General features: G+C 45.0%; 9 protein-coding genes. All 9 read left to right on the forward strand.

The window, feature by feature from the left end; all coding sequences use genetic code 11:
- Positions 1-10 precede the first annotated feature (10 nt).
- Positions 11-547 carry a nucleotide exchange factor GrpE gene (gene grpE, locus ELZ47_RS01850; RefSeq protein ID WP_125331903.1) on the forward strand — a complete coding sequence of 179 codons (537 nt, stop codon included), beginning with the start codon at positions 11-13 and terminating at the stop codon, positions 545-547.
- A gap of 263 nt (positions 548-810) precedes the next feature.
- Positions 811-2,640 (forward strand): molecular chaperone DnaK, encoded by a 1,830-nt coding sequence (dnaK, locus tag ELZ47_RS01855; protein ID WP_002905346.1) that lies wholly within the window; start codon positions 811-813, stop codon positions 2,638-2,640.
- Between the two features lie 227 nt (positions 2,641-2,867).
- Positions 2,868-3,500, forward strand: coding sequence for a DJ-1/PfpI family protein (locus ELZ47_RS01860; protein ID WP_126435104.1), 633 nt, complete (start codon positions 2,868-2,870; stop codon positions 3,498-3,500).
- 137 nt (positions 3,501-3,637) lie between these two features.
- A complete protein-coding gene (gene dnaJ / locus ELZ47_RS01865; RefSeq protein WP_002911727.1) occupies positions 3,638-4,771 on the forward strand; it encodes a molecular chaperone DnaJ in 1,134 nt (377 codons plus the stop codon).
- Positions 4,772-5,088: 317 nt separating this feature from the next.
- On the forward strand, positions 5,089-10,827 hold the full coding sequence (locus ELZ47_RS01870; protein ID WP_126435106.1) for an SIALI-17 repeat-containing surface protein: 5,739 nt from the start codon (positions 5,089-5,091) through the stop codon (positions 10,825-10,827).
- 256 nt (positions 10,828-11,083) lie between these two features.
- Positions 11,084-11,833, forward strand: coding sequence for a tRNA pseudouridine(38-40) synthase TruA (gene truA / locus ELZ47_RS01875; RefSeq protein WP_125331897.1), 750 nt, complete (start codon positions 11,084-11,086; stop codon positions 11,831-11,833).
- Complete coding sequence (locus ELZ47_RS01880) at positions 11,823-12,584, forward strand: bifunctional hydroxymethylpyrimidine kinase/phosphomethylpyrimidine kinase (RefSeq protein WP_125331894.1); 762 nt, start codon at positions 11,823-11,825, stop codon at positions 12,582-12,584. The genes truA and ELZ47_RS01880 overlap by 11 nt, the downstream gene beginning before the upstream one ends.
- Positions 12,574-13,056 (forward strand): ECF transporter S component, encoded by a 483-nt coding sequence (locus ELZ47_RS01885; protein WP_125331892.1) that lies wholly within the window; start codon positions 12,574-12,576, stop codon positions 13,054-13,056. The genes ELZ47_RS01880 and ELZ47_RS01885 overlap by 11 nt, the downstream gene beginning before the upstream one ends.
- Positions 13,057-13,068: 12 nt before the next feature.
- A complete protein-coding gene (locus tag ELZ47_RS01890; RefSeq protein ID WP_125331890.1) occupies positions 13,069-13,632 on the forward strand; it encodes a TIGR01440 family protein in 564 nt (187 codons plus the stop codon).
- Positions 13,633-13,674: the final 42 nt, after the last annotated feature.

Genomic DNA, 13,674 nt, shown 5'->3' on the forward strand with positions numbered 1-13,674 from the left:
GAGGTGCCTTGTGGCAAAACATAAACAAGAAGAACATCCAGAAGATGTAGAAGTAAAAGAGGAAGCTGTAGAAGCAGCTGAGCAAGCTGAATCAGCAAGCCCTGAAAAATCAGAATTAGAACTAGCTAATGAGCGGGCAGAAGATTTTGAAAACAAATATCTCCGTGCTCATGCAGAAATGCAGAACATCCAGCGTCGAGCAAATGAAGAACGCCAGCAGCTGCAAAGATACCGCAGTCAGGATCTGGCAAAAGCTATTTTGCCTTCGATAGATAATCTGGAGCGCGCACTTGCCGTTGAAGGGCTAACAGATGATGTTAAAAAAGGACTGGAAATGGTGCAGGAAAGCTTGATTCATGCTCTCAAAGAAGAGGGTATCGAAGAAATTGCAGCTGACGGAGCTTTTGACCATAACTATCACATGGCCATTCAAACCGTTCCAGCCGATGATGAGCACCCAGCTGACACTATCGCGCAGGTCTTCCAAAAAGGCTACAAACTTCATGACCGTATCCTTAGACCAGCTATGGTGGTTGTTTATAACTAGGAGGTAAGTCAGAAATCTTTGATTTCGTTTACGCACCCCCGCAAGGGTGATTAGGCTGGTCACGAGCGTTTGCGAAGTGAACTGCCAATCAGCTACTGCGTATAATTTCGACTTCTCGTGTCATAACTTACATAATAGAAAACTTGTCCGAAAAGACAATAAACTATGAAGGAAGAAAACATTCGTTCAGCTTTGCTTTTAACGAGCGAAACGAACTAAAGAAGAGTATCAAAAAGAAAATTAAAGTAAAAAGAGGTAAAAATATGTCTAAAATTATCGGTATTGACTTAGGTACAACAAACTCAGCAGTTGCAGTTCTTGAAGGAACTGAAAGCAAAATCATTGCAAACCCAGAAGGAAATCGTACAACACCATCTGTAGTGTCATTCAAAAATGGTGAAATCATCGTTGGTGATGCAGCAAAACGTCAAGCAGTAACAAATCCAGATACAATCATTTCCATCAAATCAAAAATGGGAACATCTGAAAAAGTAGCTGCTAATGGCAAAGAATACACTCCGCAAGAAATCTCAGCTATGATTCTGCAATACTTGAAAGGATACGCAGAAGAATACCTTGGTGAAAAAGTAAGCAAAGCAGTTATCACTGTACCAGCTTACTTTAACGATGCACAACGTCAAGCGACTAAAGACGCTGGTAAAATCGCTGGTCTTGAAGTAGAACGTATCGTCAACGAACCAACTGCAGCAGCCCTTGCTTACGGTCTTGACAAACAAGATAAAGAAGAAAAGATCTTGGTCTTTGACTTGGGTGGTGGTACCTTTGACGTTTCAATCCTTGAGTTGGGTGATGGTGTCTTTGATGTATTGGCAACTGCTGGTGACAACAAACTTGGTGGTGACGACTTTGACCAAAAGATTATCGACCACATGGTGGCTGAGTTCAAGAAAGAGAACGGCATCGACTTGTCAAATGACAAGATGGCGCTTCAGCGTTTGAAAGATGCAGCTGAAAAGGCTAAGAAAGACCTTTCAGGTGTAACTTCTACTCAAATCAGCTTGCCGTTTATCACAGCTGGCGACGCTGGACCTCTCCACTTGGAAATGACTCTGACTCGTGCTAAATTCGACGATTTGACTCGTGACTTGGTAGAGCGCACTAAAGAACCAGTTCGTCGTGCTCTTTCTGACGCAGGTTTGAGCTTGTCAGAAATCGACGAAGTGATCCTTGTTGGTGGTTCAACTCGTATCCCAGCCGTTGTAGAAGCTGTTAAGGCTGAAACTGGTAAAGAACCAAACAAATCAGTGAACCCTGATGAAGTAGTTGCCATGGGTGCAGCTATCCAAGGTGGTGTTATTACTGGTGATGTCAAAGACGTTGTCCTTCTTGATGTAACACCATTGTCACTTGGTATCGAAACAATGGGTGGTGTCTTCACTAAGCTGATCGACCGTAACACAACGATTCCAACTTCTAAATCACAAGTCTTCTCTACAGCAGCGGACAACCAACCAGCCGTTGATATTCATGTTCTTCAAGGTGAACGCCCAATGGCAGCGGACAACAAGACTCTTGGACGCTTCCAATTGACAGATATCCCAGCTGCTCCTCGTGGAATCCCTCAAATCGAAGTAACATTTGACATCGATAAGAACGGTATCGTGTCTGTTAAGGCTAAAGACCTTGGAACTCAAAAAGAACAACACATTGTCATCCAATCTAACAGCGGTCTGACTGACGAAGAAATCGACCGCATGATGAAGGATGCAGAAGCGAATGCTGAAGCAGATAAGAAACGTAAAGAAGAAGTTGACCTTCGTAACGAAGTTGACCAAGCTATCTTTGCGACTGAAAAGACCATCAAGGAAACTGAAGGCAAAGGCTTCGACGCAGAGCGTGACGCTGCCCAAGCTGCTCTTGATGAACTTAAGAAAGCGCAAGAAGATAATAACTTGGACGACATGAAAGCGAAATTGGAAGCTCTCAACGAAAAAGCTCAAGCATTGGCAGTGAAACTCTACGAGCAAGCTGCTGCAGCTCAACAAGCCCAAGCAGGAGCAGAAGGAGCTGAAAACGCTGGCTCAACTAAAGCAGACGACGATGTCGTAGACGGAGAGTTTACGGAGAAATAGGTGGTGAGACAGAACTAAAAATTGAAAGTTTTTAGTTCGTAGTCGAACCCCCGCGAGGATGATTAGGATTTTTGGGAGTCTGAAAGACGAACCTAAAATCCAATCAGCTACCGCGTCAAAAATTTTTCGAAAAATATTGTTTTGAAAATTTCACATCTTAATGATAGAAAGAAATCCAGAGGTTGCAACCCAGCCTCTGTTTTTCGCTAAACTAGAGGGTGACGCTTATGAAGAAAGTGCTCTGTTTGATTTATCCTAATTTTTCACTTTATGAAGTAGTTGGTCTGACCAGTACTTTAGCTCTATCTTTTGGTGTTGAGATTGATTATGCTGGTTCAGATAGAAATGTTATAACGTCGGAAGATGGACTTCCCTGTCAACCTACTAGAACATTGGATGAAGTGGTCATCGAAGACTATTCTTGTGTTATTTTGCCAGGAATGATAAACATTGCTCCTGCTCTGCATGATGAAAAATTAATTTCTTTTCTAAAAAGTTTGAAGCAGCAAGAGATTTTTATTGCAGCTATTTCCTCAGCACCCATTTTATTGGCGAGAGCAGGCTTGTTGAACGACACGAAATTTACAGGTGGAATTTGGCAAAACTTCTTTGACTATTTTGACTTTCTTCCTAGGAGAAATTTCAAAGCTCAAGCTGTTCTGCAAGATAAGAATATCATTACAGCTGTTGGTTTTGCACATCAAGCGTTTGCGAGAAAAGTGCTTCTTAGTCTAGGTTTGGTAGATAATGCTGACAACTATTTTAAAGAACGGAATCAGTATTCGGAAGAGGACTTGATATTCACTTTATCAGAAGAAGAGTTTGCTGAAATGAAGCATGAATTTGAAAATACCCTCTGATCAATATTTTCTAAAATTTAAAGAAAGGAACTGAACCCGACCTAAATTCTCGGAAAAAAGAGAAATCAGCCTAGGAGCATCGCTCCGTCGCCTGATTTCCTATTTTTCAGTCGAATTTTACGGTCTTGGTATCTTACATGAACAATACAGAATTTTATGACCGTCTAGGTGTCTCTAAGAATGCTTCTCAGGATGAGATCAAGAGAGCCTATCGGAAATTATCTAAAAAGTATCATCCCGACATTAATAAGGAAGCTGGGGCGGAGGACAAATATAAAGAAGTCCAAGAGGCTTATGAAACGCTGAGCGACGAGCAAAAACGGGCGGCCTATGATCAATACGGTGCAGCGGGAGCTAATGGTGGCTTTGGCGGCGGTGCAGGCGGCTTCGGTGGTTTTGATGGCTCCGGCTTTGGCGGCTTTGAAGACATCTTCTCTAGCTTCTTTGGTGGCGGTGCTTCGCGTAATCCTAATGCTCCGCGCCAAGGGGACGATCTTCAGTATCGTGTGAATCTCCGCTTTGAAGAAGCCATTTTCGGGGCTGAGAAGGAAATCAAGTATAACCGTGAAGCGACTTGTCATACCTGTGCTGGGTCTGGTGCCAAGCCAGGGACTAGTCCTGTTACCTGTGGCCGCTGTCATGGCTCAGGTGTCATTAATGTCGATACCCAGACACCGCTTGGCATGATGCGCCGGCAAGTGACCTGTGATGTCTGTCACGGCCGAGGAAAAGAAATCAAAAGTCCGTGTGAAACCTGTCACGGAACGGGTCATGAAAAGCAGGCCCACAGCGTCAAGGTGAAAATCCCTGCTGGTGTGGAAACTGGTCAGCAGGTTCGTCTGTCTGGTCAAGGTGAAGCAGGCTTTAATGGCGGTCCTTATGGTGACCTTTATGTCGTGGTCCAAGTTGAGCCGAGTGACAAGTTTGAGCGAGATGGCTCTACCATTTACTACAAGCTCAATCTCAACTTTGTCCAAGCAGCTCTTGGTGACAGCGTTGATATTCCAACTGTTCACGGGGATGTTGAGCTGAATATTCCAGAAGGAACACAGACTGGAAAGCGTTTCCGTCTGCGTGGTAAGGGAGCACCGAGTCTGCGAGGTGGAAGCATGGGTGACCAGTATGTTACTGTCAATGTTGTGACTCCGACCGGCCTCAACGACCGTCAAAAAGCGGCCCTCAAAGAATTTGCGGAAGCAGGCAATATCTCGGTCAATCCTAAGAAAAAAGGCTTCTTCGACAAAATGAAAGATGCCTTGGAAGATTTGTAATTATATAAAAAGGAGCGGTGTAGAGCTGCTCTTTTTATGCTTTCGCAAAGAAAACAGCGGAATTTAGCTGAGGAAGATCGCTCCTTCAAAACCCTTTTTCATGGAAAGAAATTCGCTAGAAAAGGTGAAGCGAATTTTCAATCTCCTTTTTACAAAAATAAATGATTTTTTTAAGCAAAATCTATTGTAAAAATTTCCTAAAAGATATATGATAATACTAAGTGTATAAAAAGTATCTTTTTAGCCTGCTAGGGAGTTGGCCAGGGAGATATTGGGAGATTAGCTTTATACATTTTAGGAAAAAGGGGATTTATAAAGTGAAACGTTTTGAAAAAGTGCAGGAGCGAATTCAGAAATATTCGATTCGCAAATTGTCTGTCGGCGTGGGCTCAGTTGCCATTGCAGCTCTGATTTTTGGGAGCTTTTTGTCCAGCTCGACTGTTGCTGCAGATGAAGTAGGAGGCGGTGCGACTGCTCACTATACTTATGTTGAAGAGCAAGAGCTAACAGAGCAGGAAAAAGGTCTGATAAAGAAAGGTCTGCCTGAAAATCTGCAAACAGGGGAAAACTATTACCTGATTTATCGTAGGAAGGATAAGCAAGCCGTCTTGCCAAATACAGGACATAATGTTCAGCCGCTTCTCAGCCTATTTGCGGGAACGGCTATTTTGGCTGTCTTGGTATTTTCACGAAAGAAATCTGGCAAATTACTAGGAGTGCTTTTGCTAGGAAGCTTGGGACAGACTCTATTACAGTCTCCTCAAGCGTTTGCGCTAGAAAATCGGGAACTGCTTTCCTATAACCGTCAAGTTGCGGTTTCGTCAACAGTTTCTGAAGCGGATGTGACCATTGCAGGCTATAGCTATATCGGTTACTTTACCGCTTCTGATTTGCGGGCTTTGACAGGAAGCAAGCCGGCCTCCCTGCCAGCTGGTCAAGAAGCTCGAGGACAAGCAGAATTATCCGAAGCTTCAAAAGAGGACTCTGACTCTATTGATCGAGCTGCTCAAGCAGGGTCGCTGTATCAGCTGAATCCTGATGAAAGCGACTCTGGACAGATAGGGAAGCTTCCTACTCCGACTCCGACTCCAGCTCCAAATCCTAGTCCAGCTCCTCAGCCGTCAAATCCACCTATAGAAACGGCGAAAGGGGAAAGTTTACAAGAGCCAGCCTTGCCAGAGTACAGCGGTGCTGTGAACGGTGAATCGTTAGTTCAAGCAGACAATCCAGTCTACACGGAACCAGTAGGCACGGTAGGCGACACAGCCCCGATTGAACCTGCTTTGCCAGAATACACTGGCGGCATTAATGGCGAGTCAGTAGTTCAAGCAGAAAATCCGGTCTACACGGCTCCGATAAGTGTAGTTAGCGATACAGCACCGGTAGAGCCCGCTCTACCAGAGTACACGGGCGGTGTCAACGGCGAATCAGCAGTTCAAGAAGAACTTCCAGTCTATGATGCTCCAGTAGGCACGGCAGGAGACATAGCTCCGGTCCAGCCCGCCCTCCCAGAATACACAGGTGGGGTTAATGGCGAATCGACAGTTCAACCAGAACAACCTAGTCTGCATACAGACATCAAGCTAGAAACGATTGAGCCTCAAGTTGTTCACAAGACAGATGATAGCAAGTATCTTGATGAAGAGACCACTGTCGAAGGAAATCCAGGTCAAAAAGAAATTGTAACCAGCTATGAAGTCTTGGACGGTAATCGGATCTCGGAGCCGCAAACAACCGAAAGAATCTTGCACGAAGCGGTTGATACAGTAGTCACTCGAGGTAGCAAGGCTCGCATCAATAAAGAAGAATTGAGCAAGCAGCTAGCTTTAGCAGCAGCTGTGGATCCAGCAGTTTACACCAATCAATCCTATCAGCAGCTGCAGGCAATTAAGAATATGGCTGCGACGGTTTATCAAACTTCGTCGAGTCAAGATGAAGTAGATGCGGGTGTCAACCAACTCAAGCAGGCTTTGGCAGACTTATTGGCCCTTAAAGTAGCGCCGAGTCTGACAGTATCTGCAGTTAATAAGGATGAATTGCAGAAATCTGCGCAAATTCAATACCAACTGACGGATAGGGACCAAGCCTTTACTAGTGCTCATGTTCGTCTGAAGAAAGATGGCCAGTTGATAGCTGAGCAGAACTTGGCGGCAGGCCAGCTGACTGCTAATTTCAGTGGTTTGGACTACTATACACTGTATAAGATTGAGACGACTCTGTCCTATGACTTAGGAAATGGCCCTGAAAGTCAGGAATTAGCTCAAGAGACATTCCAGCTTAACCTGAAGAAGGTGGAACTCAAATCCATTACTAATGTCTCCTTGATGAAGGTTGAAAATGGCCAGACAAAATTGATGCCTACTCTGGCTGAAAAGCCAGCCAATCTGGATCAATATTACCTGCACTTTACATCCGACCAGTTCAAGGATACTGTCCTGCCGGTTACTTCTATCGAGGAAGTGGTCGTTGATAACCAGCCTGTCTTTAAGATTCAGGCTCAGCTGCCAGACTTGCTGCAAAGAAGCGTAACCGGTCTTCAAAACAGCTTTGATTTCTATCTGGAAAAGGCTAAGAAGCGTGAAGGAAATGTCTACTATGACTTCCAAGACCTCTTGGACGGCATCAAGGAAAATCCTTCTGGAACCTTTATTCTGGGCCGCAGTATCAGTGCCAAGCTGATTGACAAACCTGCCAACAGCAAGTCTTACCTGCAAGGTGAGTTCAAAGGCCAGCTGATTGGTGGGCAAAATGGTGAGCGCCATGCGATTTTAGACTTGGCACATCCTCTATTTGATACGATTACTGGCGGAACGGTCAAGGATATTGACTTTAAGCGGGTCAATATGGTTTATCCAGATTCGCAAGCGGGCGATACAATTGCCACAATTGCTGCTCGCTTGAAGAATAAAGGAGTAATCGAAAACGTCAATGTCCAAGGATACTTGGAAGGAAGAGACCATATTGCTGGTCTTGTTAACAATATAGAAGGCCAATCTCGCGTTGAAAATGTTTCCTTTAAGGGCCGTATTAAGTCCAAGGGTGGAAACTCTGTGACAGGCGGTATCGCAGGAAGTAACGCTATGTCCTTGGTTAAACGCGCGTATGTCGAAGCCGATATTTGGGTCAAGAGTGGTCAAAATGCAGGTATGCTGGTCGCTCAAAACTTCACGGACTATTCAGGTTCAGGCTGGGGTAATTGGGGCAGATTGATGCAATCAGTTGCCAAAGGTAAGTTAGAGGATGCAGGCTCAAGAAATTCAGCTGGTATCGCTGCTTCCATTTGGCCGTATGGAACTATCAATGACACCGTCAGCTATGCCACAGTAGTGAACGGTAAAGAGCTCTTTAGCTCAGATAATGAGATTACGGATGCTTGGATGGGGCAAAAACTCCAAAATCTCTTTGGTGTTCAGGGACAAAGCTCTGGAACCAAGACAGGAAAAGATGCCAAGTTCCGTCGCTTGACAGAAGCTGAAGCGGAGCAAAAAGTCAAGAGCTATCAGATTACCGCCCTTGACCAAAGCAGCGCAAATGAAGTCACATCTGAAAAGTTAAACGCTTCTATCCTAAGAACAAGTACTTATCAAGATAAGCAAGGTTACAAAGTAGAAAATGAACAGCTTTATCAGAACTTCGAGCGCTTTATGCCTTTCTACAATCAAGAGTTCTTGATTCATGAGGCCAATAAGCTGGTGGACGCTGGTAAGGCGGGCGATCTGTTGACTAAGAAAGTTCTATCAGTTCAAGCGCTGAAGGGCAACCAGTTTGTTGCTGGCGGAACGGATGCAGATAAGATATTAGTCCATTTTGCAGACGGAAGCAAGATCATCTACAATCTTCAAAATCAAGCACGATTTGAACAGACGACTCTGCCAGAATATCAAATCGCAGAGCTTGGTACGGTCTATACTCCAAATCACTCAACGGCTGTCAAAGAAGACTTGCTGACCCAGCTGACTGAGAGCTTGAAGAGTTTTGAGCTGTACAGTGATGAAGTCTATCAATCTGTTGGTCTTCCAAATGATAATGACAGGGTCAACAAAGTCAAGCGCCTCTTCTTGGATGAATCTCTGGCTGAGGTGAAAGCCAACTTGCAGGATATGATTAGTAAAATCCTTGCTAATGAATGGACAAGATTCCATGCTGATAATCCAGCAGCCAATGAAGCTCTGAAAGCTAAAATCGAAGAGAATAAGACCGCTATCATGCTCGGTCTGACCTACCTCAACCGTTATTACGATCTCAAGTTTGGTAACTACAACCTCAAGGAGCTGGTGCTCTTCAAACCAGACTTCTATGGTGAAAAAGTACCATTGCTAGATCGCTTGATTAAGATTGGACGTTCGACAGAAAATCAACTGAAAGGGGCAGACAATGTCAATATGTTTGCACGTCAGTTGAAGGCTGAGTCCAAGTCTAGTGATTTGGTGGCTTACTTGGATTACAACCGTCGTCTTTTGACTGACTTTGCGGATATGGATTCTTGGTTCAAAGATGCAACCCGAGGATTTATTCAGTTTGAAGAACGCCAGTCAGAAGTCGAGGAGATCAAGTCTGCTAAGTATCGCGTCTTTGATAACCTCAATTCTGAATATTTCAGCAACTATATCCTTCCGCTGCTAACCTTGAAGAATACGCGCTTAGCCATTCTGTCAAACTATAGCACCATGGCCTTTGTCAACAGAGACAAGCGCCGGTCATGGTCTGATGAACGATTTAATGCGCGCATCAAGGAAGTAGCGACCCAGCATCGAAATCACGTAGACACTTGGTACAAACTGCTCTCAGATAATATCAAGCCAAGAATGGTCAAGGAAAATGTAACGGCTGTATGGGATGGTTTCGATGTAGAAGGGCGTGGCTGGATTGATGTCAACGGAAATGATAATAAGGGCAATCCTTATGCACCATCCCGCGAGTTCTTTAACCTAGTTGGCGGCAGAGCTGGTGGCTGGTACAAGTCAAATGGCTACGGTGCCCATGCTGCTGGTTCAATCCGTGTGAACTTCGAGGCCTTTGACCTCTTGACGGAATATGGTGTGTCCGTCTTCACTCACGAACTCACCCACGTCAATGACAGAGATATTTATCTGGGCGGTCACGGCAGACGACAAGGTATCGGACCAGAAGGGTATGCCCAAGGTATGCTCCAGTCACCTGTTCCTGATCAGCCGGGCTGGGGTGCTTTGGGTCTCAATATGGCCTTTGATCGTCCAAATAATGGCAGCCTCATTTTCAATAGCTCGCCAAGTCTCTTCAAGAACCGAGCAGACATCGACCATTACATGAAGGGATATAATGATACCCTCATGCTGCTGGATTACCTTGAAGGCCAAGCGGTTGTAGATAAAGGAAATGAAGCAGCAGCCAAATGGTTCAAGAAGGTTGAACCGAAAGTTGTGGATCCTCGAACCCAATACGACGTCGTAAGAGAGTTGACGGCTGAGGAGAAAGCGAATATGTCTGTCTCATCTGTAGATGACTTGGTTGACCAAGGCTTGCTGTCTAACCGTGCGGTTGACAATCGAACCTATAATCCTGCTGACTATGACTCTAGTTACATTGCCATCGACTTTATGACGGGTATCTATGGCGGCGGCCAAAACAATACTGGAGCGCCAGGCGCCTTGATGTTCAAGCATAATACCTTCAGAATCTGGGGTTACTATGGCTATGAAAAAGGCTTTGTAAGCTATGCTTCCAATAAACACCGTAAGACAGCCAATGAGCAAGGTGTGACTGGTTTGAGCGATAACTTTATCATCAAGCAAATTTCTGAAGGCGAATTTGAAACCATGGAAGCCTTCAAGAAAGCTTACTTCAGAAAAGTTGTGGATAAAGCACAAAGCTCAGGTATTAAGCCGGTGACTGTCAACGGAAAAGTCTATACGACTTATGAAGAGTTGAAAGCTGGCTTTGCAGAAGCTGTTGACAAGGATCTGAAGAAGTCTCGTGTCGATGAACGGGCAACCAAGGACTTCAAGTATGCTGTCTTTACACAATTGCTGAAGAACACCAACAGCTTTATGGATGAAAACTCCATTTGGGGTTCCTAAGAAAAAGTGTTAGATTTGCTGCACGTGTAACTGCAAATAATGACCTTTAGAAATATGCGATAAATAACCCATTTGAATTTGTTCTGTTTGTGTCGTCACTGACAGTCTGATTCAGATGGGTTATTTTGTTGCATGATGGCAAGCCGGAACAGAAAAAAACCTGATTCTTAAACGATATTTTTCAAAAAAATCTGTCCCCAGACAGTTCCTGCTTTTAGGGCTTGCTGGGGGCTTTTTTTCCTGCTAAAATAAACACATGACACGTTATAAAGCTATTATTTCCTATGATGGTTATGACTTTGCTGGTTTTCAGCGACAGCCTCATGCCAGAAGTGTTCAGGAAGAGATTGAAAAGACCCTGACCCGTATCAATAAAGGCCAGCCTGTGGTGATTCATGGAGCGGGCCGGACCGACAGCGGTGTCCATGCTCTGGGCCAGGTGCTGCATTTTGATTTACCAGAAGAGCGGGATGAAGAGAAATTGCGTTTTGCCTTGGATACCCAGACGCCGGAAGATATTGATTTTATTAGTGTGGAGCAGGTGTCGAACGATTTTCATTCTCGCTACAATAAGCACAGCAAGACCTATGAATTCTTGGTGGACATCGGCCGGCCCAAAAATCCTATGATGCGCCATTATGCTACGCATTATCCTTATCCTTTGGAGCTGCGTCTGATAGAAGAAGCGATTGCTCAGCTAGAGGGGACGCATGATTTTACAGGCTTTACGGCTTCAGGGACCAGTGTGGAAGACAAGGTTCGGACTATTACCGAGGCTAAAGTTCGCTATGATGCAGAGCGGAATTTTCTGGTCTTTACTTTTTCGGGTAATGGCTTTCTCTATAAGCAGATCCGTAATATGGTAGGGACGCTGCTCAAGATTGGCAATAAGCGCATGCCGGTGGAGCAGATTCAGAGGATTTTAGCGGAGAAAGACCGCCATCTGGCAGGACCAACAGCCGGTCCAAACGGCCTTTATCTAAAGGAGATTCGTTATGAAGAATAAGTTGATTTTAGCCCTTTCGGGCAATGATATTTTCAGCGGCGGTGGGCTGCACGCTGATTTGGCTACCTATACGGTCAATGGCCTGCATGGTTTCGTAGCTGTGACTTGCCTGACGGCTATGACTGACAAGGGGTTTGAGGTCATCCCAGTTGAGGAAGAGGTTTTTACCCAGCAGTTAGCCAGTCTCAAGGCTGTTCCTTTTTCTGCTATTAAGATAGGACTTTTACCCAATCTGGAAATAGCAGAGCAGGCTTTGGCTTTTGTCAAGCAGCATGCTGATATACCAGTAGTGCTGGATCCTGTTCTGGTCTGCAAGGAAAATCATGACTTGGAAGTTAGTGCGCTGAGAGAAGAAATCATCAAGTTTTTCCCTTATGTCAGCATCATCACGCCAAATCTGGCAGAAGCTCAGCTATTGACCCAAAAAGAAATCAAAACTCTAGAGGATATGCAGGCTGCAGCCAAGGAGCTCTATGATTTGGGAGCCAAGCATGTGGTGGTTAAGAGCGGCAATCGCTTAAGCAAGGAGCGGGCGGTGGATGTTTACTATGACGGTCGAGATTTTGAGGTCATGGAATCGCCAGTGCTGGCCAGCAACAATACCGGAGCGGGCTGCACATTTGCTTCCAGCATTGCCAGTCAGCTGCTTCTGGGTAAGTCTCCGCTTGCAGCAGTTCAATTGTCTAAAGATTTTGTTTACAGAGCGATTCAGCGCTCAGATCAATATGGGGTAGTTCAGTATGAGAAATAATCAAGTTAAAAAATTAGTTATCTTAGCTTTCATCACAGCACTGTCTGTGGTTTTGGGGAATTTTGTGAAAATCCCAACGGCGACAGGCTTTTTGACATTGTTGGATGTAGGGATTTATTTTACAGCTTTCTACTTTGGGCGCAAGGAAGCTGCTATTGTGGGAGGACTGACAGGCTTTTTGATTGATATGATTGCCGGCTATCCTCAGTGGATGATTTTCAGCCTTATTTGCCACGGACTTCAGGGTTTCTTTGCTGGCTTTGAGGGCAAGAAACGATATTTGGGGCTGATTTTGGCCGCGGTGGCTATGGTCGGTGGCTACGCCCTCTTTGACAGTATCATGAATGGTGTCGGAGCAGGCCTGGCTGGAATCTTAGGCAATTTTATGCAGAATGCATTTGGTTTAGCAGTCGGTTTTGCCCTTTACAAAGCTTTCCCGGAGAGTTTGAAAAAGACAGTCACAGTGAAATAAGTGAGGTGGGACATGGACTTAGCTAAGATTGGAGCAGAAACTCGTCAGATTGTTCTAGATGTTTTGGACAAGGCTGCCTTGGTCGAGGGAGATATTTTTGTTCTGGGTCTATCCTCTAGTGAGGTTGTCGGAGGCCATATCGGTCAGAGTTCCAGTCTGGAAGTAGGACAGATCATTGTCAAAACCATACTGGATATCTTAGAAGAGAAAGGTATCTTTTTAGCGGTCCAGGGATGTGAGCATCTCAATCGCGCCCTCGTAGTCGAAAGAGCCTTGGCAAACAAGAAGGGTTTGGAAATTGTCAATGTTCTGCCTACTCTTCATGCTGGAGGCAGCGGTCAGCTAGCAGCTTTCCAATACATGAAGGATCCTGTCGAGGTGGAGTTTATCGTTGCTCAGGCGGGGCTGGACATTGGAGATACTGCTATCGGCATGCATGTCAAGCACGTGCAGATTCCTATCCGACCGATTCTCAAGGAATTGGGAGCTGCCCATGTCACAGCTTTAGCCAGCCGTCCCAAGCTGATTGGCGGCGCTAGAGCGGCCTATACAGAGGATAAAATCAGGAAGGGATAAAAGGAAAAATAATTTTGAAAAAAACTCTAATTATGCTATAAT

The organism is Streptococcus sanguinis (genome assembly GCF_900635155.1).
GTDB lineage: Bacteria > Bacillota > Bacilli > Lactobacillales > Streptococcaceae > Streptococcus > Streptococcus sanguinis_G.